21 protein-coding genes and 1 tRNA gene are annotated in these 20,349 nt (G+C 71.9%); 14 read left to right on the top strand and 8 right to left on the bottom strand.

The window, feature by feature from the left end:
* Positions 1–45: 45 nt before the first annotated feature.
* Entirely contained in the window at positions 46–789 is a 744-nt protein-coding gene (locus tag HF526_RS24995) for a class I SAM-dependent methyltransferase (RefSeq protein ID WP_169384005.1), read from the bottom strand.
* Between the two features lie 84 nt (positions 790–873).
* Positions 874–1,992, bottom strand: coding sequence for a 5-methyltetrahydropteroyltriglutamate--homocysteine S-methyltransferase (locus HF526_RS24990; RefSeq protein WP_169384004.1), 1,119 nt, complete (start codon positions 1,990–1,992; stop codon positions 874–876).
* Positions 1,993–2,060: 68 nt separating this feature from the next.
* Here HF526_RS24990 and HF526_RS24985 point away from each other — a divergent pair, with 68 nt between their 5' ends.
* Positions 2,061–2,912, top strand: a complete 852-nt coding sequence (locus HF526_RS24985; protein WP_169384003.1) for a TIGR03619 family F420-dependent LLM class oxidoreductase — start codon at positions 2,061–2,063, stop codon at positions 2,910–2,912.
* A gap of 97 nt (positions 2,913–3,009) precedes the next feature.
* Here the strand turns inward: HF526_RS24985 and HF526_RS24980 are convergent, their stop codons facing one another.
* Both HF526_RS24980 and HF526_RS24975 read right to left on the bottom strand, forming a co-directional pair.
* Positions 3,010–3,789 (bottom strand): enoyl-CoA hydratase/isomerase family protein, encoded by a 780-nt coding sequence (locus HF526_RS24980; RefSeq protein WP_338051723.1) that lies wholly within the window; start codon positions 3,787–3,789, stop codon positions 3,010–3,012.
* 34 nt (positions 3,790–3,823) lie between these two features.
* Positions 3,824–4,615, bottom strand: coding sequence for an IclR family transcriptional regulator (locus HF526_RS24975; protein ID WP_169384001.1), 792 nt, complete (start codon positions 4,613–4,615; stop codon positions 3,824–3,826).
* 82 nt (positions 4,616–4,697) lie between these two features.
* Between HF526_RS24975 and HF526_RS24970 the strand changes: the two genes are divergently transcribed.
* Positions 4,698–4,940 carry a DUF2630 family protein gene (locus HF526_RS24970; protein ID WP_169384000.1) on the top strand — a complete coding sequence of 81 codons (243 nt, stop codon included), beginning with the start codon at positions 4,698–4,700 and terminating at the stop codon, positions 4,938–4,940.
* A 38-nt stretch (positions 4,941–4,978) separates the two neighbouring features.
* A complete protein-coding gene (locus HF526_RS24965; RefSeq protein WP_338051722.1) occupies positions 4,979–5,614 on the top strand; it encodes a nucleoside/nucleotide kinase family protein in 636 nt (211 codons plus the stop codon).
* 15 nt (positions 5,615–5,629) lie between these two features.
* Here the strand turns inward: HF526_RS24965 and HF526_RS24960 are convergent.
* Positions 5,630–5,715 (bottom strand) — tRNA-Leu (locus HF526_RS24960).
* A 136-nt stretch (positions 5,716–5,851) separates the two neighbouring features.
* Between HF526_RS24960 and HF526_RS24955 the strand changes: the two genes are divergently transcribed.
* The 10 genes from HF526_RS24955 (at position 5,852) to HF526_RS24910 (ending at position 17,222) form a co-directional block, all read left to right on the top strand.
* On the top strand, positions 5,852–7,168 hold the full coding sequence (locus tag HF526_RS24955; RefSeq protein ID WP_275404186.1) for a DUF3662 and FHA domain-containing protein: 1,317 nt from the start codon (positions 5,852–5,854) through the stop codon (positions 7,166–7,168).
* Between the two features lie 45 nt (positions 7,169–7,213).
* Positions 7,214–7,669, top strand: coding sequence for an FHA domain-containing protein FhaB/FipA (locus HF526_RS24950; protein WP_169383998.1), 456 nt, complete (start codon positions 7,214–7,216; stop codon positions 7,667–7,669).
* Between the two features lie 142 nt (positions 7,670–7,811).
* A complete protein-coding gene (locus HF526_RS24945; RefSeq protein WP_169383997.1) occupies positions 7,812–9,158 on the top strand; it encodes a PP2C family protein-serine/threonine phosphatase in 1,347 nt (448 codons plus the stop codon).
* The gene (locus HF526_RS24940; protein ID WP_169383996.1) at positions 9,158–10,606 is read left to right on the top strand and encodes an FtsW/RodA/SpoVE family cell cycle protein; all 1,449 of its coding nucleotides are present in this window, start codon (positions 9,158–9,160) and stop codon (positions 10,604–10,606) included. The genes HF526_RS24945 and HF526_RS24940 overlap by 1 nt, the downstream gene beginning before the upstream one ends.
* Positions 10,603–12,072 carry a penicillin-binding transpeptidase domain-containing protein gene (locus HF526_RS24935; RefSeq protein WP_169383995.1) on the top strand — a complete coding sequence of 490 codons (1,470 nt, stop codon included), beginning with the start codon at positions 10,603–10,605 and terminating at the stop codon, positions 12,070–12,072. The genes HF526_RS24940 and HF526_RS24935 overlap by 4 nt, the downstream gene beginning before the upstream one ends.
* Before the next feature lie 41 nt (positions 12,073–12,113).
* The gene (locus HF526_RS36540; protein ID WP_338051724.1) at positions 12,114–13,592 is read left to right on the top strand and encodes a serine/threonine-protein kinase; all 1,479 of its coding nucleotides are present in this window, start codon (positions 12,114–12,116) and stop codon (positions 13,590–13,592) included.
* Between the two features lie 108 nt (positions 13,593–13,700).
* Positions 13,701–15,704, top strand: a complete 2,004-nt coding sequence (pknB, locus tag HF526_RS24925; RefSeq protein ID WP_169383994.1) for a Stk1 family PASTA domain-containing Ser/Thr kinase — start codon at positions 13,701–13,703, stop codon at positions 15,702–15,704.
* 1 nt (position 15,705) lies between these two features.
* Positions 15,706–16,341, top strand: coding sequence for an aminodeoxychorismate/anthranilate synthase component II (locus HF526_RS24920; RefSeq protein WP_169384011.1), 636 nt, complete (start codon positions 15,706–15,708; stop codon positions 16,339–16,341).
* Between the two features lie 103 nt (positions 16,342–16,444).
* Positions 16,445–16,708: a cell division protein CrgA gene (gene crgA, locus HF526_RS24915; RefSeq protein WP_169384010.1), complete on the top strand. Its 264-nt coding sequence runs from the start codon at positions 16,445–16,447 to the stop codon at positions 16,706–16,708.
* Between the two features lie 70 nt (positions 16,709–16,778).
* Complete coding sequence (locus tag HF526_RS24910; RefSeq protein ID WP_169383993.1) at positions 16,779–17,222, top strand: PH domain-containing protein; 444 nt, start codon at positions 16,779–16,781, stop codon at positions 17,220–17,222.
* A 19-nt stretch (positions 17,223–17,241) separates the two neighbouring features.
* Here the strand turns inward: HF526_RS24910 and HF526_RS24905 are convergent, their stop codons facing one another.
* Complete coding sequence (locus tag HF526_RS24905) at positions 17,242–17,970, bottom strand: rhomboid family intramembrane serine protease (protein WP_338051721.1); 729 nt, start codon at positions 17,968–17,970, stop codon at positions 17,242–17,244.
* 166 nt (positions 17,971–18,136) lie between these two features.
* On the bottom strand, positions 18,137–18,676 hold the full coding sequence (locus HF526_RS24900; protein ID WP_169383991.1) for a peptidylprolyl isomerase: 540 nt from the start codon (positions 18,674–18,676) through the stop codon (positions 18,137–18,139).
* A gap of 47 nt (positions 18,677–18,723) precedes the next feature.
* On the opposite strand from HF526_RS24900, the gene HF526_RS24895 reads away from it, so the two are divergent.
* Positions 18,724–19,167, top strand: a complete 444-nt coding sequence (locus HF526_RS24895; RefSeq protein ID WP_169383990.1) for a hypothetical protein — start codon at positions 18,724–18,726, stop codon at positions 19,165–19,167.
* A gap of 21 nt (positions 19,168–19,188) precedes the next feature.
* Here HF526_RS24895 and HF526_RS24890 read toward each other — a convergent pair whose 3' ends face one another.
* Positions 19,189–20,292, bottom strand: coding sequence for an alpha/beta hydrolase family protein (locus tag HF526_RS24890; protein WP_338051720.1), 1,104 nt, complete (start codon positions 20,290–20,292; stop codon positions 19,189–19,191).
* Between the last annotated feature and the right edge of the window lie 57 nt (positions 20,293–20,349).

The raw sequence follows: 20,349 nt of genomic DNA, 5'->3' as shown, positions 1-20,349 counted from the left end.
ACTTCACCCGGGCGCGCCCACCCCGCTCCGCCCCGCCCCCGTTTGTCACGGGGGCGGGGGGACGCGGGAGGTCAGGACCCGCAAGAGGTTGTCCAGGCGGTAGGCGCCGGTGGGCTCGCGGTAGGGGGCCAGGGCCTGGAGGACCGCCCCCCGGACGGCGGACGGGCCGGCTCGGTGCGCCGCGGCCCGGCCGATGTCGGAGGCGAGCAGCGGATCGAGCAGCGCATCCTCGTCGGCGTAGCGGAACGCGCAGGTCACCTCATCGACGGCCGTCACCTCCAGGCCGGCGAGGCCGGCCATCTTGCGCAACCGGTCGGGTTCGGTCAGCGGCGGCCCGCCGGCCGGGGCGCGCCGGGCCGAACGGGGTGGCAGGAACCCGGCCAGGGCCTCGCCGAAGACCCGGACGTCGCACTCGTGCTCGCGGCCCCACACCGTGGCGACGACGGTGCCGCCGGGGCCCGCCACCCGCGCAGCCTCCCGCAGCACCTTCAGCGGGTTCGTCACGTGGGCGAGCAGCTGGACGGCCGCCACGACGTCGAACACGGCGTCCGGCCAGGCCAGGTCGTGTGCGTCCCCGACCCGGAACTCCCCCTCCGGCACCCGCTCGGCGGCGGCCGCGACGGCGTACCGGTCGGTGTCGAGGCCGGCCACCTGCACACCGCGATCAGCGGCCAGCCGGGCGAAGGTGCCCGTCCCGCACCCCAGGTCGAGCAGGCGCGCGCCGGGTTTCACCTCGGCGAGCACCCGCTCGTACAGCGGCCTGCCCCAGCCGTGTGGGCCCTCGTCCATCGGCGCAGGCTAGCTGCGCGGCCCGGCATCCGGCAGCCCCCGCGGCCGGTCGAATCCGGGGTGGACAGACGACCGCGCGTGGATTCAGCCCCAGACGTCCTCGGCGACCTGCACGATGAGCCGCAGCTTTGCCACCTGCTCGTCAAAGCTGAGCGCGTTGCCCTCCACAGTGGAGGAGAACCCGCACTGCGGGGACAGGCACAGCTGATCGAGCGGGATGTACTTCGACGCCTCCTCGATGCGCCGCTTGAGCACGTCGGGGTCCTCGAGCGCACCGCTCTTGGTCGTCACCAGGCCGAGCACGACCTGCTTGCCCGGCGGGACGAACCGCAGCGGGGCGAACCCTCCGGAGCGCTCGTCGTCGAACTCGCAGAAGAAGCCGTCGACGTCGAGCTCGCCGAACAGCGCCTCGGCCACGAAGTCGTAGCCGCCCTCGGCGGCCCAGGACGAACGGAAGTTGCCCCGGCACATGTGCGTGGTCACCCGCATGCCCTCCGGGCGGTCGGCCAGCGCGGCGTTGATCTGCTTGATGTAGCGCAGGTGCTGGTGGTCGGCGTCCTCCCCCTTGGCCGCCATCTCGGCGCGCCGGGCCGGATCGTTGAGATAGGCCAGGCTGGTGTCGTCGAGCTGCAGGTAGCGGCAGCCCAGCTCCCCGAGCGCACGTACCTCGTCGGCATAGGCGGCCGACAGGTCCGCCCAGAACTCTTCGACGTCGGGGTACACGCTGCGGTCGATCGCCGCCGTCCCGCCGCGGTAGTGGACCATGCTCGGCGACGGGATCGTCAGCTTGGGCAGCGCGGTGGTGGTCTGCTCGGCGAGGAACCGGAAGTCATCGGCGAAGATCGGCTTCTCCAGCCGCACCCTCTCGTGCACGGCCAGGCCGGCCGAGGTGAACTCGCTGTCGCCCTGCGCGTTGTGCATCTTCACGTGGATCTGCTCGTCGGTCTTGCTGATCCCGCCGAGCTGGTAGATGAAGTCCATGTGCCAGGACGTGCGGCGGAACTCGCCGTCCGTCGCCGACCGGAGGCCGATCTCCTCCTGGACCCTGACCACGCCCCGGATCGCCTCGTCCTCGACGGCCCGCAGGCCGGCGGCGTCCAGCGTGCCGGCGGCGAACTCCTCCCGCGCCTTCAGCAGCTCGGGCGGGCGGAGCAGGCTGCCGACGTGGTCGGCCCGGAACGGCGGTTCGGTGCGCCCATGCATATGCGGCAACCTAGCCCGGTCAGGCGTGTCGCGCTGCCGTCGTTTCCGGTGGCTGGCAGGCTTCCCTCGTGGACTACGGCGTCGTCACCTTCCTGACCGACTACGGGATCGAGCCGCTCGTGCTCGCGAGGGCCGTCGAGGAGCGTGGCTTCGGCTCGCTGTTCCTCACCGAGCACACGCACATCCCCACCAGTCGCGAATCGCCGTGGCCCGGCGGCAGCGAGCTACCGCGGCAGTACGCGCACACCTTCGACCCGTTCGTGGCGCTGGGCGCGATGGCCGCGGTGACCGAGCGGATCTCCCTGGGCACCGCGGTGTCGCTGGTCAACCAGCACGACCCCATCGTGCTGGCCAAGCAGGTCGCGAGCGTCGACCAGATCTCGGGCGGGCGCTTCGAGTTCGGCATCGGACCGGGCTGGAACCGCGAGGAGATGGCCAACCACGGCGTCGACCCCACGACCCGGACCGCGCGGATGCTCGAGCAGGTCGCCGCGATGAAGACGATCTGGACCGAGCCCGAGCCGGAGTTCCACGGCCGGTTCGTCGACTTCGACCCGATCTGGTCCTGGCCCAAGCCGGTCCAGGTGCCACCGGTGCTCATCGGCGGCGGCGGCCCGACCGTGCTGGACCGGGTGCTTTCCCACGGCGACGGCTGGATCCCGCTGCGGGTGCCGATGTCCGCGCTCGACGAGTTCACCAAGCGGGTCGCCGAGCTGCAGCAGCGCGCGGCCGACGCCGGGCGCGGGCACATCCCGGTGACCCTCTACGGCGCGGCGAGCAAGCCCGAGGCACTCGCGTCGTACGCCGAGGCGGGGGTGGACCGGGTGCTGTTCGAGCTACCCGACCTCGGCAGCGACGACGACCGCGGCACCGACGCGGCACTGCGCGAACTGGACCGCCTGGCCGAGCTGGCCCGCTGACCCGGGAGTCGCGGTTCTCCCGCCCGCGAGTCGCGGCATTCCGGCCGGCGGGTCGCGGTGTTTCCGCGCGCTCTCCGGCCCGACCGCACGCCCTGGATCAGCGCCCCCGCCACACCGGCTCGCGCCGCTCCCGGAACGCTGCGGCGCCCTCCGCCGCGTCCTCCGTCGCGGCGGCGACCCGGCGCATGGCCTCGCCGAACCGGATCGCGTCCACCGCGCCGAGCCCGGGCGCCCGCACGGCCATCTCCTTGGTCGCCCGGGCCGCCAGCGGTGCGGCGCGCACGAGCCGGGCGGCGAGTGCCCGCGCCTCGTCGAGCAACGTGTCGTGCGGCACCACCCAGCCGGCCAGGCCGATCTCCTTGGCCCGGGCAGCGTCGATCCGCTCGCCGGTGAGCAGCAGCTCCATCGCGTACTGCCAGTTGATCTTCTGGGGCAGCCGGATCGCACCGACGATCGTCGGGATCCCGACCGTGACCTCGGGGAAGCCGAACGTGGCCCGCTCACTGGCGATCACGAAGTCGCACCAGGTCACCAGGGTGAGCCCGTAACCGAGGCAGTGCCCGTTGACCGCGGCGATCACCGGCTTGTTGATCTCCCAGCCGCTCTCGAACGAGTTCACCGTCGGCCGCTCCCAGAAGCTGCCCGGGAAGTCCCCCGCGGCGCTGCCGGTCTCCGAGCGCATGTCCGCGCCGACGCAGAACGCCCGCCCACTGCCGGTCACGACCGCCACCCACGCCTCGTCGTCCACGCGGAACCGGCTGAACGCCGCGTTGATCTGCTCGCGCATCGCCCCGTCGATCGCGTTGAGCTTCTCCGGCCGGTCGTAGGTGATCGTCGCGACGTGCCCGGCGAGGTCGTAGCGCACCGTCTGCTCCACACCCCGCAGCGTAGGGCCGGACATCCCCGGCGGCTCAGCTCTGCGCCGCCGCCCCGGGGAGCGCGGCGATCGACCGCGCCACCCGCCCGGCGCCCTGGCGCACCTCGTGCTCGAGTTCCCAGCGCCGCGCCCCGAACTCGGCGCGGCTCACCGTCACCCCCAGCGCACCGGCCACCTCACCGCCCGGCCCACGCACCGGAACGGCGATCCCGGCCACCCCGCGCCGGTACTCCTCCAGCTCCACCGCGGCGCCCGCCGATCGGACCCGCATGAGCTCGCGGTCCAGCGCCCGGCGGTCGGCGACGGTGCGCGCGGTGAGCCGCGGCAGCCCGGCGTGGGCGAGCAGCTCGCCGAGCCGGCCCGTCTCGAGGCCGGCGAGCAGCACCTTGCCCCCGGCTGTCGCGTGCGCCGGCGCGGGCTCCCCCACCCGCATCCCCTCCGGCCCCGCATGATCGGCGCAGTGATCGAGGTGCGCGATGACCACGTCGACGTCACGGAACACGGCCAGGTACGTCGCCGCCCGGGCCGCGCCGTGCACCTCGTGCAGGATCATCCGCACCGAGTGCGACGGCTCGACCTGCTCGGCGAGGCTGCGGTGCAACTCGGCGATGCGGTAGCCGAGGCCGTAGCCGCGGACGTCCTGCAACCGGACCAGGTAGCCCTCCGCCACCAGCGTGCCGAGCACCCGGTAGATGGTGGGCAGTGGGCAGCCGAGGCGGCGGGCGATCGCCTTGGCCGTGACCCCGTCGCCGGCGGCCGCGACGGCCTCCACGACCCGCAGGGCACGCAGGATCGAACTGCCGGCGGCCCCCTCCTCACGTGCCATACGTCACAGTCTTCGGTACGGGTACCGCACGCGCATGCTCCGATCGGGCGTTGCGGAGCCGTACCGACCTGAGGAGATCGCGATGGACGACCAGGAACTCCGGGACCGGATCAACGCGCTCGTCGACGAGGAGCACCGGCTGGAACGCGCCCACGTGGGCAAGTCGCCGTCCGAGGCCGAAGTGGCCAGGCTCGAGCGGCTGGGGGTCGAACTGGACCGGCTGTGGGATCTGCTGCGGCAGCGCCAGGCCCGCCGCAGGGCCGGCCTGGACGCCGACGAGGCGCGGGAGCGGTCGGCGGACGTGGTGGAGAACTACCGCCAGTAGAGCAGCCGCCCGCCGCCCGGTCGTGCAGGATCGGTCCCGTGCCGACCACCCCCGGACCGATCACCCCGACGACCCCCGCCGCGCTGGCCGGGAAGATCGCCGATCTGGTCGTCGATCGGCCGGGACGACGCGTCCGGATGGCCCTGGACGGTGCGCCGCCGACGCGGCCGGAGGAACTCGCCACCGAGGCGGCGGCGCAACTGCGCGCCCGGGGGCGCGACGTGCTCGTCGTGGCGGCCGCGGACTTCCTGCGCCCGGCGTCGGTCCGGCTCGAGTACGGGCACACCGACGTCGACATGTTCCTCGACGGCTGGCTCGACGAGCGCGCGCTGTGCCGCGAGGTGCTGGCACCGGCCGCGCCGGACGGATCGGGCCGGGTGTTGCCGCGACTGTGGAACGCCGAACTCGACCGGGCCTACCGGGACGACTACCGGACGCTCGCCGACGACGGCGTGGTGCTGCTGAGCGGGTCGCTGCTGCTTGGCCGCGGGCTGCCGCTGGATCTCTCGGTGCACCTGCGGATGGGCCCGGCCGCGCTGGCCCGGCGCACGGCCGAGGCGGAACGCTGGACGCTGCCGGCCTTCGAGCGGTACGACCGCGAACGAGACCCGGCCGGCGAAGCCGACCTACTCGTACTGGCTGACCATCCGGACCGGCCCGCGGTCCGCGACTGATGAGGGGAGACCCACTGGTGGGCGAGGAGGGAGTTGAACCCTCACGTCCTTACGGACACACGGACCTGAACCGTGCGCGTCTGCCATTCCGCCACTCGCCCTGACGGAGGGAAAGTTAGCACGACCCGAAAACAGGCCGCGCGAGGGGGGTCCGTGTCGGGCAGACTCGACGTGCTGGCTAGCACAGATACGATCAGGGTTGCCGGTAACACGCCGATGCGAACGGAGGAAGATCGGTTGGGCCGCGTAGGGCGATTCGAACGCCGTCTCCAGGGGATGGTGGGAGATGCCTTCGCGCGGGTCTTCGGAGGCAGCGTCGTTCCCCAGGAAGTCGCGCAAGCACTGCTCAGGGAAGCCGAAGACCACATCGAGCAGCTCGCGGGAGGGCGCCTGCTGGCGCCGAACCGGTACACGGTGCAGCTCAGCCCCGCCGATCTCGAGCGCATGGCCGGTGACACGGAACAGATCGAGGCCTCGCTGTCCGGCTACGTCACCGAACAACTCGCCGACCAGGGATGGGACACCTACGGCGAGGTCGTAGTCTTTCTGGAGCGCTCCGAGGCGCTGCACACGGGACAGTTCCGCACCCGCTCGTCCGTGGACCCCGACGCTTCCCGTCGGGACCCCATCAGAGCACGCAACGCAGGAGAAGCACCCATGAGCCAGCAACCGGGCCACCCCGAGGAGAACGGGCAGTACGGATACGACCGGGGCGCCCCCGGCGGATATGGGCAGCAGACGTATGCCCCGCCCGCCGGCCACGACCGCGGTGAGCAGCAGGCGCGCGGCCGCGAAGGCTACGGCCAGCAGCCGGGTTACGACCAGCAGGGCTACGGCCAGCAGCCGGGCTACGACCAGGGCTACGGCCAGCAGCCGGGTTACGACCAGCAGGGCTACGGCCAGCCGGGCCACGGCCAGCAGCCGGGCTATGACCAGGGCTACGGCCAGCAGCCGGGCTATGACCAGGGCTACGGCCAGCAGCCGGGTTACGACCAGCAGGGCTACGGCCAGCAGGGCTACGGCCAGCAGGGCGCCCAGGGCTACCAACAGGGCGGGTACGACCAGCAGGGTTACGCCCCCGGGTACGAGGGCGGCTACGGCCAGCAGGGCGGCTACGGGCAGCAGCAGGGCTACGCGCCCGGCTACGACGCCAGCTACGGCCAGCAGCAGTACGACCAGGGCTACGACGCCGGGTACGACCAGCAGGGCTACGGGCAGCAGGGCTACGGCCAGCAGGGCTGGGGCGGCTACGGCCACCAGGGCCAGCTGACCGCCTCGATCAGCCTGGACGACGGCTCCGGCCGCAGTTACCAGCTGACCGAGGGCGCCCACGTCATCGGCCGCGGCCAGGACTCGAACTTCCGGCTCCCCGACACCGGTGTGTCCCGGCGGCACCTCGAGATCAGCTGGGACGGGCAGCAGGCGACGCTGAACGACCTGGGTTCGACCAACGGCACCACGGTCAACGGCAACCCGGTGCAGAGCTGGCAGCTGACCGACGGCGACGTGATCCGCGTCGGACACTCGAGCCTGGTCTTCCGGACGCAGGCCTGAGCATCGATTCCCGTTCCCCGTCACTGAGATCGGAGTTCACGGCGAGTGCCGGAGTTGGTACTGCAGCTGACCAGGGCAGGCTTCCTGGCCCTGCTCTGGTTGTTCGTGCTGGTCGCGCTCCGCGTCGTGCGCTCGGACCTCTACGCGGCCTCCGGGCTGCGGGCGATCCTCCCGGGCGGCCGGGCGAAGGCGCGGTCGGGACGTAGCCGGGCGGCCCGCCAACTCCTGGTCACCCAGGGCCCGCTGGCGGGCAGCCGGATCACGCTGGACTCCCGGCCGATCCTGATCGGCCGGGCCGACGACTCCACCCTGAAGCTCGACGACGACTACGCCTCCACCCGGCATGCGCGGATCTCGCAGCAGGGCGAGGAGTGGTACGTCGAAGATCTCGGGTCGACCAATGGCACCTACCTGGATCGGGCTAAGGTCACCGGACCCACCCGGGTCCCCCTGGGGGTCCCTGTCCGTATCGGCAAGACCGTGATCGAGCTGCGCTCGTGAGGCCGCAACCCGGTCGCCGACGCTGCGGGCAGGGCCGTGATCGCGAGACCTGCACGCAGGACGCAGCCGATCGCGCCGATCGCGCCGATCGCGCCGGTCACTGCAGGCAGGATCGAGCCGATGGTGCACGCGGAGTCGAACGATGACCCTGGTCCTGCGCTACTCGGCCCGCAGTGACCGCGGGCTCGTCCGGCAGAACAATCAGGACGCGGTGTACGCCGGCCCGCGCCTGCTCGCGCTGGCCGACGGCATGGGCGGGCACGCCGCCGGCGAGGTCGCGTCCTCGCTGGTGATCTCCGCGCTCGCCCCGCTCGACGAGGACGACCCGGGCGATGATCTGCTCGGCGAACTCCGGGACGCGATGTACCAGGGCAATGCGGCCATCACCCGGCACGTCGCCGACGCCCCCGATCTGGAGGGCATGGGCACCACGCTCACCGCCATCCTGTTCGCGGGCTCCCGGCTGGGCCTGGTGCACGTCGGCGACTCGCGCGCCTACCAGCTGCGCAACGGCGAGTTCACCCAGATCACCAAGGACGACACCTTCGTCCAGTCGCTGATCGACGAGGGCCGGATCACCGAGGAGGAGGCGCACACGCACCCGCAGCGTTCGCTGCTGCTGCGCGCCATCACCGGCCAGGACGTCGACCCCTCACTGACGATCCGCGAGGCCCGCGCGGGCGATCGCTATCTGCTCTGCTCCGACGGGCTGTCCGGCCCGGTCAGCGACGAGACGCTGGCCGACACGCTGCGCGACTACCCCGATCCCCGGGAATGCGCCGACCGGCTGATCGAGCTGGCGCTGCGCGGCGGCGGCCCGGACAACATCACCTGCATCGTCGCCGATGTCGTCGACATCGAGTACGGCGAGGACGCCCCGATCGTCGGGGGTGCCGCCGGCGACGGAAGCGACGAGCACGGTCCCGGCGCCGACACGGCTGCCGCCCGGGCTTCGGCGACCACGCTCCCCCGTGCGCTGCCGCGCCGTGTCGAGCCCGTCCTGGAGGAGCCGGTCTCGCGCCGGCGGCCGCGGCTGCGGCTGGTGGTCGGGGTGTTCGTCGCGCTCGCAGTGCTGGTCGCCGGGGGGTTCCTGGCCCGCACCTGGGTGATGCAGCAGTACTACGTGGGCGCGGCGGGCGACCAGGTGACGATCTTCCAGGGGGTTCGCGGCAGCGTGCTCGGCATTCCGCTGCAGCAGGTCGCCGAGCAGTCCGGCATCACGCTGATGGACCTCCCGGAGGACGCGCGCAGCCAGGTCCGTGACGGCATCGTCGCGTCCGACGGCCTGGCCAGCGCCCGGAGCACGGTCGAGCGGCTGCGGGCCCGCATGCTGGCTCCGTGTCCGACCGTCACCCAGCAGCCGTCCCTGCTGGGACCGCCCACGGCTGCGCCGGTGACACCCGTCGACCCGTCGCTCCCCCAGACCGAGACCACGCCCCTGCAGACGGTTCCGCCCGAGCCGGGGACGACCTGCCGGTCGGCGAGCTGATGGCAGCTCCCGACCAGAGCGGCCCCGAGCCGCAGGCGCCGGGCAAGCCCTCACCTCCGCCGCTGCCGACCGGACGAGGGATCGAGCTCCTCCTGCTGGCCTTCGCCGCCACGCTCGTCACCAGCGCGCTGGTGCTGGTGGAGGCCAACCAGGAGCAGCAGCTCACCCAGTCGCTGCTCTACCTGGGTGCCGCCTACCTCGGTCTGTTCACCGTGGCCCACCTCGCGGTGCGGAAGTGGGCGCCCTACGCCGACCCGCTGATCCTGCCCTCGGTGGCGCTGCTCAACGGGCTGGGTCTGGTGATGATCCACCGGTTGGACCTGGCCGGGGCGGACAAGGCGGCGCAGCTGGGGTCGACCGCGCCGACCGAGCTGATCGGCCGCCAGGTGGCCTGGACGACGATCGGCCTCGCGCTGTTCATCGGGGTGCTGTTCCTCGTCCGCGACCACCGCACGCTGTCCCGCTACACCTACACCGCCGGGTTCGCCGGGCTGATCCTGCTCGCCCTGCCGGGCCTGCTGCCGTCGTCGCTGTCCGAGGTCAACGGGGCGAAGATCTGGCTGCGGTTGGGTGTGCTGTCCATCCAGCCCGGTGAGTTCGCCAAGATCCTGCTGATCACCTTCTTCGCCGGGTTCCTGGTGCAGAAGCGCGCCCTGTTCAGCACCGCCGGCCGCACGTTCCTCGGCATGGAGTTGCCGCGGGCCCGTGACCTGGCCCCGCTGCTGCTGGCCTGGGGGTTCTCGGTCGGCGTGCTCGTCCTCGAGCGCGACCTCGGGACCTCGCTGCTGTTCTTCGGGATCGTGCTCGTCCTGCTCTACGCGGCCACCGAGCGCATCTCCTGGCTGCTGATCGGGCTGAGCTTCTTCGTGGGCGGCGGCCTCATCGCCTACCAGCTGTTCGGCCACGTGCGGGTCCGGGTGCAGATCTGGCTGGACCCGTTCGCCGACTTCAACGGCACGGGGTACCAGATCGGCCAGGCGCTGTTCGGGCTCGGCACCGGTGGCGTGGGCGGCACCGGGCTGGGCGCCGGGCGTCCCGACCTGGTGCCCTTCGCCGAGAGCGACTTCATCTGGTCCTCGCTCGGCGAGGAGCTGGGGCTCATCGGGCTGGCCGCGGTGCTCCTGATCTATCTGGTGTTGGTCACCCGCGGGCTGCGCAGCGCGCTGGCCGTGCGTGACAGTTTCGGCAAGCTGCTGGCCACCGGGTTGGCGTTCGCCGTCGCGCTGCAGATCTTCGTGGTGATCGGCGGCGTGACGAAGCTGATTCCGCTGACCGGCCTGACCATGCCCTTCCTGTCCTACGGCGGTTCCTCGTTGGTCGCGAACTACGCGCTGATCGCGTTGCTGCTGCGGATCTCCAACGCGGCGCGGGCCCCGCTGCCGCGTCGGCCGGCGCAACCGCAGGCGCCGATCGCGGAGGCCAACACCGAGTTGGTGCAGCGCCCGTGAACACTCCGGTCCGGCGGATCGCCATCGCCGTGATGGTGATGATCCTGATGCTGCTCGGCAACCTGACCTACGTGCAGGTGGTGAAGGCGGGCGACTATCGCAACGACCCGCGCAACCAGCGCGTGCTGCTCGCCGAGTACGCGCGCAAGCGCGGCCAGATCAGCGCCGACGGCCAGGTGCTGGCCAGCAGCGTGGAGACCAACGACCGGCTGCGGTTCCGGCGCCAGTACCCCGACGGCCCCGCCTACGCGTCGCTGACCGGCTACTACTCGGTGATCTACAGCTCGAGCGGGATCGAACGATCCGCCGACGCCGTGCTGAACGGCAGTGACGACCGGCTGTTCGGCCGCCGGCTCTCCGACCTGATCACCGGTCGCGACCCGAGCGGCGGCAACGTCGTGCTGACGATCAAGCCGTCGGTGCAGCAGCGGGCATACCAGGCGATGACGGACAAGGGTTTCACCGGCGCCGTCGTCGCGATCAGGCCGCAGACCGGTGAGATCCTGGCCATGGCCTCGACGCCGTCGTACGACCCGAACCCGCTCGCCAGCCACCACTCGTCCACCCAGAAGAACGCCTGGACCGAGTACAACGACGCCGACCCGGCGGTGCTGACCAACCGGGCGATCTCCGAGACGTATCCGCCGGGCTCGACGTTCAAGCTGATCGACACCGCGGCGGCGCTGCAGAACGGCTACACGCCGGACAGCCAGCTGACCGCGGCTCCGAACATCACCCTGACCGGCACGAACACCACGTTGCAGAACTTCGCCGGCACGCCGTGCGGCACCGGGGCCACCGCGTCCCTGCGCGAGGCGCTCGCCCGGTCCTGCAACACCGCGTTCGCCCAGATGGCCGGCAACCTCGGCGAGGACACGCTGCGCAAGCAGGCGGAGGCGTTCGGCATCGGCTCGTCGACCCTGGCCGTGCCCATGCCGGTGGTCCCGTCGTCGCTGGGCGACATCCCCGACACCGCGGCGCTGCAGCAGTCCGGCATCGGCCAGCGCGACGTGCGGCTCACCCCGCTGCAGAACGCGATGATCGTGGCCGCGATCGCGAACGGCGGGCAGATGATGGCCCCGCACCTGATCAAGGAGATCCAGGGCCCGGAGCTCGACACCATCGACACCACGGCGGTGGACCGGTTGGGCCGGGCCGTGCCGGCGAACGTGGCGGCGACGCTGACCGACCTGATGATCGGCTCGGAGAACCGGACCCAGGGCGGCGGCAAGATCACCGGCGTCCAGATCGCGTCGAAGACCGGGACCGCCGAGCACGGCAGCGACCCGAAGAACACCCCGCCGCACGCCTGGTACGTGGCGTTCGCGCCGGCGGTCAACCCGGTGGTCGCGGTGGCGGTGCTGGTCGAGAACGGCGGGGACCGCGCCCTGGAGGCCACCGGCGGCTCGGTCGCGGCTCCGATCGGACGGGCGGTCATCGCCGAGGCACTGCGGGGCGGCCGGTGACCGCCGACGGGCCTCTTTCCCGCGGAGGCGGCATCGTGACCGTGCTCGCCGAAGGCCAGCGCATCGCCGACCGGTATCAGCTGGACCGGCGGATCGCCGTCGGCGGGATGGGCGAGGTCTGGGAGGCCTCCGACACCCGCCTCGGCCGCAGCGTGGCCGTCAAGGTGTTGCGCCCTGAGCTCTCCGACGACCCCGAGTTCCTGCACCGGTTCCGGATCGAGGCGCGCACCGTCGCCTCCCTCGACCACAGCGGGATCGCGCTGGTGCACGACTACGGCGAGGACGACGGCCCGGTCGGCGGTGGCCGTACCGCCTACCTGGTCATGGAACTGGTCCGCGGTGAGCCGCTGTCCTCGAAGATCAGCCGGGGGCCGATCGACGCCGACGAGACACTGGAGATCATCGAACAGGCCGCGCGGGCGCTGCAGGCCGCGCACGCCCGGGGCTTCGTGCACCGGGACGTGAAACCCGGCAACATCCTCATCCGCACCGACGGCGTGGTGAAGCTGACCGACTTCGGTATCGCCAAGGCGGCCGACGCGGTGCCGGTCACCCGGTCGGGGATGGTCATGGGCACGGCCCACTACATCGCCCCGGAGCAGGCCAGCGGCGGCGAGGCCGGCCCGGCCGGCGACGTCTACTCCCTCGGCATCGTCGGCTACGAGTGCCTCGCCGGGCACCGGCCCTTCCGGGCCGACAACGCGGTCGCGGTGGCGATGATGCAGGTCCGCGAGGAACCGCCGCCGCTGCCCGAGCACGTCCCGGACGCGGCCCGGGAGTTGATCGACGCGGTGCTCGTCAAGAACCCCGATCACCGCTACGCCGACGGCGGCGAGTTCGCGGCCGCGGTAGCCGCCGTCCGGCGCGGTGAGCCGCTGCCGCGGCCCTCGCGCATGCCCGCCGCCGAACCGGTGATCACGGCCGATGCCGACGCGGCGCCCGGAGGCGTGACATCGGTCATCCAGGAACGTGTCGAGCGCCTCCGGAGCCAGAAGGCCGAGCGCCGCGGGCAGAAGGTGAGCAGGCGGGCCGAGCGCGCGGTCAAGGGTGAGAAGAGTGCGCAGTCCACGCCGCGGACACCCGCCCGCACGCCGGTCCCCACTCCGGCACCCCACACGGAGCCGGCCTCGGAGTCGGACTCCGACCCCACCGGTACCCCGCCCCCGGCCGACCCGGTCCTGACACCTGCGCCCGCCGCTTCTCCCGCACCGCTCGCCGACGCGTCGACGCCCGAACCCGTACGCGCGGTCCCGGCGCCGCCGACCGAGCCGCTGCGGCTGGACCCGTCGTCCGGCCCGAGCGGATCGCTACTCCTTGTACTGTTCCTCGTGCTCACCCTGGCGGCGATCGCGTTGGCTGTGTTCATCCTCCCGGGGCTGTTCGAGTCGGAGCCCACACCATCGAACCCGGCACCGGCCGGGGCACTCGGCGGTACCGTGACGGGCCAAGAGGCAGGCCTGGCCGGTCCGGCGGCCGGTGAGCTGTTCGAAGCGAGGATCGTCACAGAGAGGGTCCGGTGAGCCCGTACAACCCGCCCTCCGGCGCTACCCCATCAGAGCGACACTCCAACGGGCGGTGCGACCCGGCATGATGACTCGACCCATGAAACCCCCCAGGAATCGGAACTGATGACGACCCCCCGACTGCTGTCCGAGCGCTATGAGCTGGGCGACACGCTCGGTTATGGCGGCATGTCCGAGGTCCACAAGGGGCGCGACACGCGGCTGGGTCGCGACGTCGCCATCAAGGTGCTGCGCGCCGACCTCGCCCGCGACCCGCAGTTTCAACTGCGTTTCCGCCGCGAGGCGCAGAACGCTGCGGCGCTGAACCACCCGGCCATCGTCGCGGTCTACGACACCGGCGAGGTGGGCACCGAGTTCGGCCCGCTGCCCTACATCGTCATGGAGTTCGTCGACGGGCAGACGCTGCGCGAGATCGTCAAGACGCAGGGCCCGCTGACCCAGCAGAAGGTCATCGCGGTGATGGCCGACGTCTGCGCCGCCCTCGACTTCAGCCACCGACACAGCATCATCCACCGTGACGTGAAGCCGGCCAACATCATGATCAACCGCGGTGGCGCGGTGAAGGTCATGGACTTCGGCATCGCCCGCGCCCTGGGTGAGGGCCAGAACGTCACCCAGACCGCGGCGGTCATCGGCACCGCCCAGTACCTCTCGCCCGAACAGGCCCGCGGTGAGGCCGTCGACGCCCGCAGCGATGTCTACGCAGCCGGCTGTGTGCTCTTCGAACTGCTCACCGGCGAGCCCCCGTTCACCGGCGACACTCCGGTGGCGGTCGCCTACCAGCACGTCCGTGAGGACCCGAAGCGCCCGTCCGAGGTGAATCCGTCGGTACCCGCGGCGCTCGACGCCGTGGTCCTCAAGGCACTGAGCAAGAACCCGGCCAACCGCTACCAGTCCGCCGCCGAGATGCGCACCGACCTGGTTCGCGTCCGCTCCGGGCAGGCCCCACTCGCACCGACGGTGATGAGCGAGGACGAGCGCACCGCGCTGCTCGCCGCCACCCCCACCGGCGCGACCCGGCGGATCAGCGCTGCCGCCGGCGGCGGTGGGGGGCGCCACACGCTGCCGCCGGACGCGGTTCCGGTGTGGGAGGACGAGCCGCCACGGCGGACCGGCCGCAAGGTCGGCATCGCGGTGGGGCTGCTGGCCGTGCTCGGGTTGATCGCGTTCGTCGGCTACCAGGTGTTCGGCGGGCCGGCCCAGCCCAAGCAGGTCACCGTGCCCGATGTGGTCGGCCAGCAGAAGGAGGCCGCACGCGCTCAGGTCGTGGCGGCGAACCTGCTGGCGGACCTGCAGCCGACGGAGTCCAAGGTCGAGGACATCGGGAAGATCGTCCGCACCGAGCCGAGCGGCAACACCCAGATCGCCGAGCGCAGCCGGGTCACGCTGTTCTACGGCCAGGGCCCCGCCCAGGCCGCCGTCCCCCCGCTCGTCGGACGCACGGTCACCGATGCCGAGCAGCAGCTCCAGAGCCGGGGGTTGACCCTCGGCGATCAGACGGAGCAGGAGACCTCCGACCCCACCATGGTCGGGAAGATCATTTCGTCGAACCCGGCCGCCGGTGAGAACGCCCCGGGTGGCAGCGCGGTCGCCGTGGTGATCGGCAAGGCCCCGACCACGGTCGCGGTCCCCGACGTCACCGGTCAGGACCAGAACACCGCACAGCAGACGTTGTCGAATGCGGGCTTCCAGGTGCAGGTCCAGCAGGTCGACAGCAACAGCGACGCCGGCCAGGTGGTGGGTACGAACCCCGCGGCGGGCCAGCGCGTGCCGAAGAACAGCACGGTCACCCTGCAGGTGTCGAAGGGCAGCAGCCCCAATCAGCAGACGGTGCCCAACGTCGTCGGGATGCAGGCTCGGGACGCCATGCAGGAGCTCTCCGACGCGGGCTTCCAATCCACGCTGCAGGGCCAGCAGGTCACCGACCGTACCCAAGACGGCCGGGTCATCGCGCAGTCGCCGGCGGGGGGCTCGCAGGCCGACCCGAACAAGCCCGTCGTGCTGACGATCGGACAGTTCCCGGGCGGCCTCTTCGGCAACGGCACCGGGACCGGGAACGGGAACGGCACAGGGACCGGAAATGGCAACGGGACGGGCGGGGGCAACTGAGATGCGCGTGCTGGTCGTCGACAACTACGACAGCTTCGTCTACAACCTCGTCCAGTACCTGGCCCAGCTGGGCGCCGAGGTCATCGTGCGGCGCAACGACGAGGTCGAGTTCGACGAGCTCGACGAGGTCGACGGCGTGCTGGTGAGCCCCGGGCCGGGCACGCCGGAGCGGGCCGGGCGCAGCATCGAGGTGATCCGCCGCGCCGCCGACAAGAACCTGCCGCTGCTCGGCGTCTGCCTCGGTCATCAGGCGATCGGCGTCGCGTGGGGCGGCGTGGTGGAGCGCGCACCCGAGCTGCTGCACGGGAAGACCTCGCTGGTTCATCACGAGGGCCTCGGGGTGCTGCGCGGTCTGCCCGATCCGTTCGTCGCGACCCGCTACCACTCACTGTCGATCAGGCCGGACACGCTGCCGGTCGAGCTCGAGGTCACCGGTCGCACCGAAACCGGACTGATCATGGCCGTGCGGCACCGGGACCTGCCGGTGGAGGGTGTCCAGTTCCACCCGGAGTCCGTGCTCACCCAGGACGGGCACCGGCTGCTGGCCAACTGGATGGAGGGCGCCGGGCACCCGGTGGCGGAGCAGGTCGTCGCCGCGCTGACCGCGGAGACCGCCGGGCTCACCGCGCACGCCTGAGTCCCGATGGACGGCCGCTGACCAGCGGCGGCCCGATCACGTTACGGTGGTTGCAGACGCCGGGTGAGACGCCCCGGTGAGCACACCGTCACGCGAGGTCCCGATGCCCAAGTCCAAGGTCCGCAAGAAGGTCGCGTACACCCCGCCGCCCACCGTCCAGAAGGCCGCCGCGCGCGCCGCCGGCCCGACACACCCGGTCTACGTCGTGGTGATGCTCGGCCTGATGCTGGTCGGGCTGGCCTGGCTGGTCGTGAACTACCTCGCGGGGCAGTCCATCGGCTTCATGGTCGCTCTCGGAGCCTGGAACTTCCTGATCGGATTCGCACTGATCGTGATCGGCCTGCTCATGACGATGAGGTGGCGCTGAGCTGACGTAACGACAGTGATGTAAGTCATCCCCATGTGGATAACCGCTGTGGACAAGCACTTTGGCTACGGTGAGTGACGGCGTGGAGGAGCAGCGCTGGAGCCCGCCGGCCGCACTCGTGGCGCTGGCCTGGCTCGGTGCGGCCGGAGCTGCGGTGTGGCTCGTACTGCTCATCCTCGCCCACGCCGACGCCACCGGCCGGCTGGTCGCCGGGGTGGCCGCACTGGGCCTGCTCGTCGCCGCGCTGTTCGGCACCGTGGCCCGGCCGCGACTGGCCGCCGACCCGGGCGGCGTGACGGTGCGCGGCCTGTTCGGGCCGCGGCGTTATCCATGGTCGCGGGTCGAGGGCATCCGCGTGCTGCGCACCCGGCGGCTGGGCCGCGACACCTCGCTGGTCGAACTGGACGTCCTCGACGAGGGCGGCGCGGAGCGACTGCTGCTGTTCGGCCGGCTGGACCTGGGCGAGGACCCCGAGGACGTCGCCGGCCAACTGGACTCCCGGCGGATGAGATAGCGAACTCGCAGCCGCGGGGTCAGAGCACCAGGCCCGCAGCCCCGACGATCACTGCGAGTAGCAGAACGGTCAAGCCGACGAGTGCTCCGACCTGATAGCCGAGCCGGTTGCGGGCGGGTGCGTAGACCAGCGCCGCCGTGGCGGCCGATCCGATCACCAGCCCTCCGAGGTGGCCGATCAGCGACACCCCGGGCAGCACGACGCTGAGCACGATGTTGACCGCGATCAGCCCGATGACCTGGCCCATGGGCGCCCGGAGCCGGCGCAGGACGACGGCGAGCCCGCCCATCAGCCCGAAGACCGCACCGGAGGCGCCGGCGACCTGGGCGTTCGGTGGGTAGAACACCATCACGGCGGCGGAGCCGCCGAGCAGCGCGACAACGTAGACGGCCAGGAAGCGGGCCCGGCCGAGGACCATCTCGAGGTCCTTGCCGATGAGCCACAGGGCCATCATGTTGAACAGCAGATGCAGCGGGCCGTAGTGCAGGAAGCCGGAGGTGAGCACCCGCCACCACTGGCCGTTGGCGGCCAGGCCGGGAATCAGCGACCACTGTTGGAACAGCGGTGCAGCGGCATTCGCGTTGAGGCTGCCGGCCTGCGCCACGGTCAGCACGAACACGACTGCGTTCAGCGCGATGAGCGCAGGCACGGCGATCGGGCGGACGGCCACTTCGGCCCCGGCCATTGTCGTCCCGCGACGGACGCTGCGGTTGCCCTCGGCCACGCAGTCCACGCACTGGTAGCCCACGGAGGCCTCGCGCAGACATTCCGGACAGGCCGGCCGGTCGCAGCGCGTGCAGCGGAGTCCGGTCGGCCGGTCCGGGTGCCGGACGCATCCAACAGGTCCCGCCCCGGGCGGTGACCCGCCCGGATGCGGTGGCTGGGGCGGTCCGGCGGGGTAGCTCACCGGTCCATCAAGAGATCTCGACGTGCTGGATGGTGACGTCGTTGAGCGGCCGGTCCGCCCGGTCGGTGGCGGTGTTGGCGATCGCGTCGACGACCGCACGCGACTCTGCGTCGGCGACCTCACCGAAGATCGTGTGCCGGCGGTTCAGGTGCGGGGTCGGGCCGACCGTGATGAAGAACTGCGAGCCGTTGGTGCCGGGGCCGGCGTTCGCCATGGCCAGCAGGTACGGGCGGTCGAACTTCAGCTCGGGATGGAACTCGTCCTCGAACTGGTAGCCCGGGCCGCCGCGGCCGGTTCCCGTCGGGTCACCGCCCTGGATCATGAATCCGCCGATCACCCGGTGGAACACCGAGCCGTCGTAGAACGGCCCGCTGTCGCCCCCGCTGGCATTCGGCTGGGAGTAGGCCTTCTCACCGGTCGCCAGACCGACGAAGTTGGACACCGTCTTCGGGGCGTGGTCCGGGAACAGGTTGATCCTGATGTCACCCTCGGACGTCCGCAGCGTGGCGGTCTGCTTCGAGTTGCCTGGGTCAGTCACATCCACCATCGTGCCAGCACCGGAGAACGACGCCCACGCGGGAAGCAGGTCCGATCATGAATGCGCCGACGACGCTGACTCGAGTTCGTGAACAGGCGGACTCGGCACCGGGTTCGATCGGCGAGGCGGTGGACGCGGTCACGTACGGGGCGCGCCGGCTCTCCGACGGCGTCCGCGACACCCTTTCCGAGGTCGTCCCCGAGCTCTCCGGGGAGATCAAGGACGGCGTCAGGCAGGCCCGCCGCGAGCTCGCCGGGCGCCTCGACCCGGACGGACGGCCGCGCCGCCGGCGGCGCTGGCTGCTGGCGGGCCTGGTCGTCACCGCCGTCTCCGCGCTGGTCTGGGCGGTGTTGTCGCGGCGCCCGCAGCAGGTCGACGCGCCGTCGAGCACCCCCTGGCCGGTGCCGGCCACCCCGCCCGGCGGCACGAGCATCACCGGCGACCCCGCGTTCAGCGCGGCCGGCGGGCCGGCGTCCCGCAACGGCCACTCCGGCGACTGACCCGGGAGGGCACGGCCGCCGTCAGCCGAGGTGCTCACACAGGAAGCCGGTGACGGCGTCCTCGTAGCGGACCGGGTCGGCGTTCCACGATGCGGTGTGCTCGACGTCGGGCACCTCGAGGTAGCGCATCGGCCAGTCCAACCCGGGCGCGGCGGCGACCAGTTCCCGGCTCGTCCCGACCGGTACCGCGCTGTCGCCGGTGCTGTGCACGACGAGCGTCGGCGGGCGCACCGCCGGTGGGTGGGTCCGCAACGTGAAGTGGTCGAAGTCGATCCCGATCCGCCTGCTGGTGATGGTGGCGGCGATCGGGCTGAGCAGCCCGGGCAACCCGCGGTTGCGGGCCTGCTGGCGCAGGGTCTCCCGCCAGTCCACGAGCGGCGCGTCCCAGATCACCGCGGCCACGGCGGCGGCTGCGGCCGAGCGGTCGAGGAACGCCCCGATGATGGCCGCGCCCATCGACCAGCCGAAGAGGACGACCCGCCGGGCACCGGCGGCGCAGGCGTGCCGTACCGCCGCCTCGACGTCCTCCCACTCGGTGTCGCCGAGGTGGTAGCGCCCGTCGGGGCTGGCGGGGGCGCTCTCGTCGTTGCGGTAGCTGATCACCAGTTGGGAATGACCCAGACGGTGCAGCGCGGGCAGGATCCGCAGCGCCTCCCGCCGCGTGCCGCCGCGCCCGTGCACATGCACCACCCAGGTGTCCCGGTCGCCCGGAACCCACCAGGCCGGCGCGGGACCGAGCGGGGTCGCGACGTGGATCTCGCGGAACGCGAGCCCCCGGGCCGACGGATCCGGATCGAACGGACCGGCGTCGACGACGACCGGGGTGCCCGGAGGCGGCACCGGGCCGGCGAGCAGAGTGCGGACGACGCGGTCGTCGTGCACCGCGAGCACCGGCCCCAGCACGGCCAGTCCATCGACCCAGCGCAGCCCCCAGGTTCCGGGCTGCTCGACGAGTCGGCTGCGGGCGAGCGTCACGGTGCCGTCACGGGCGTCCAGGACGCGGTCCGGGAACAGCCGCCACTGCCGCACATCGAGCAGGACGCTCGAGTAGTACCAACCGATCCCGACGACGCCGGCACCGATTCCGACACTCAGGCCGCTTCCGAACCATCCGATCCGAGCCACACGGTGATGATGGAGCATCCGGCCCGACAGATCATCTCCAGGATCTGCAACGTCAAG

This window comes from Pseudonocardia acidicola (genome assembly GCF_012911935.1).
Classification (GTDB): domain Bacteria; phylum Actinomycetota; class Actinomycetes; order Mycobacteriales; family Pseudonocardiaceae; genus Pseudonocardia; species Pseudonocardia acidicola.
The sequence above is the reverse complement of the archived record's forward strand: the minus strand, read 5'-3'. Positions and strand labels throughout refer to the sequence as shown.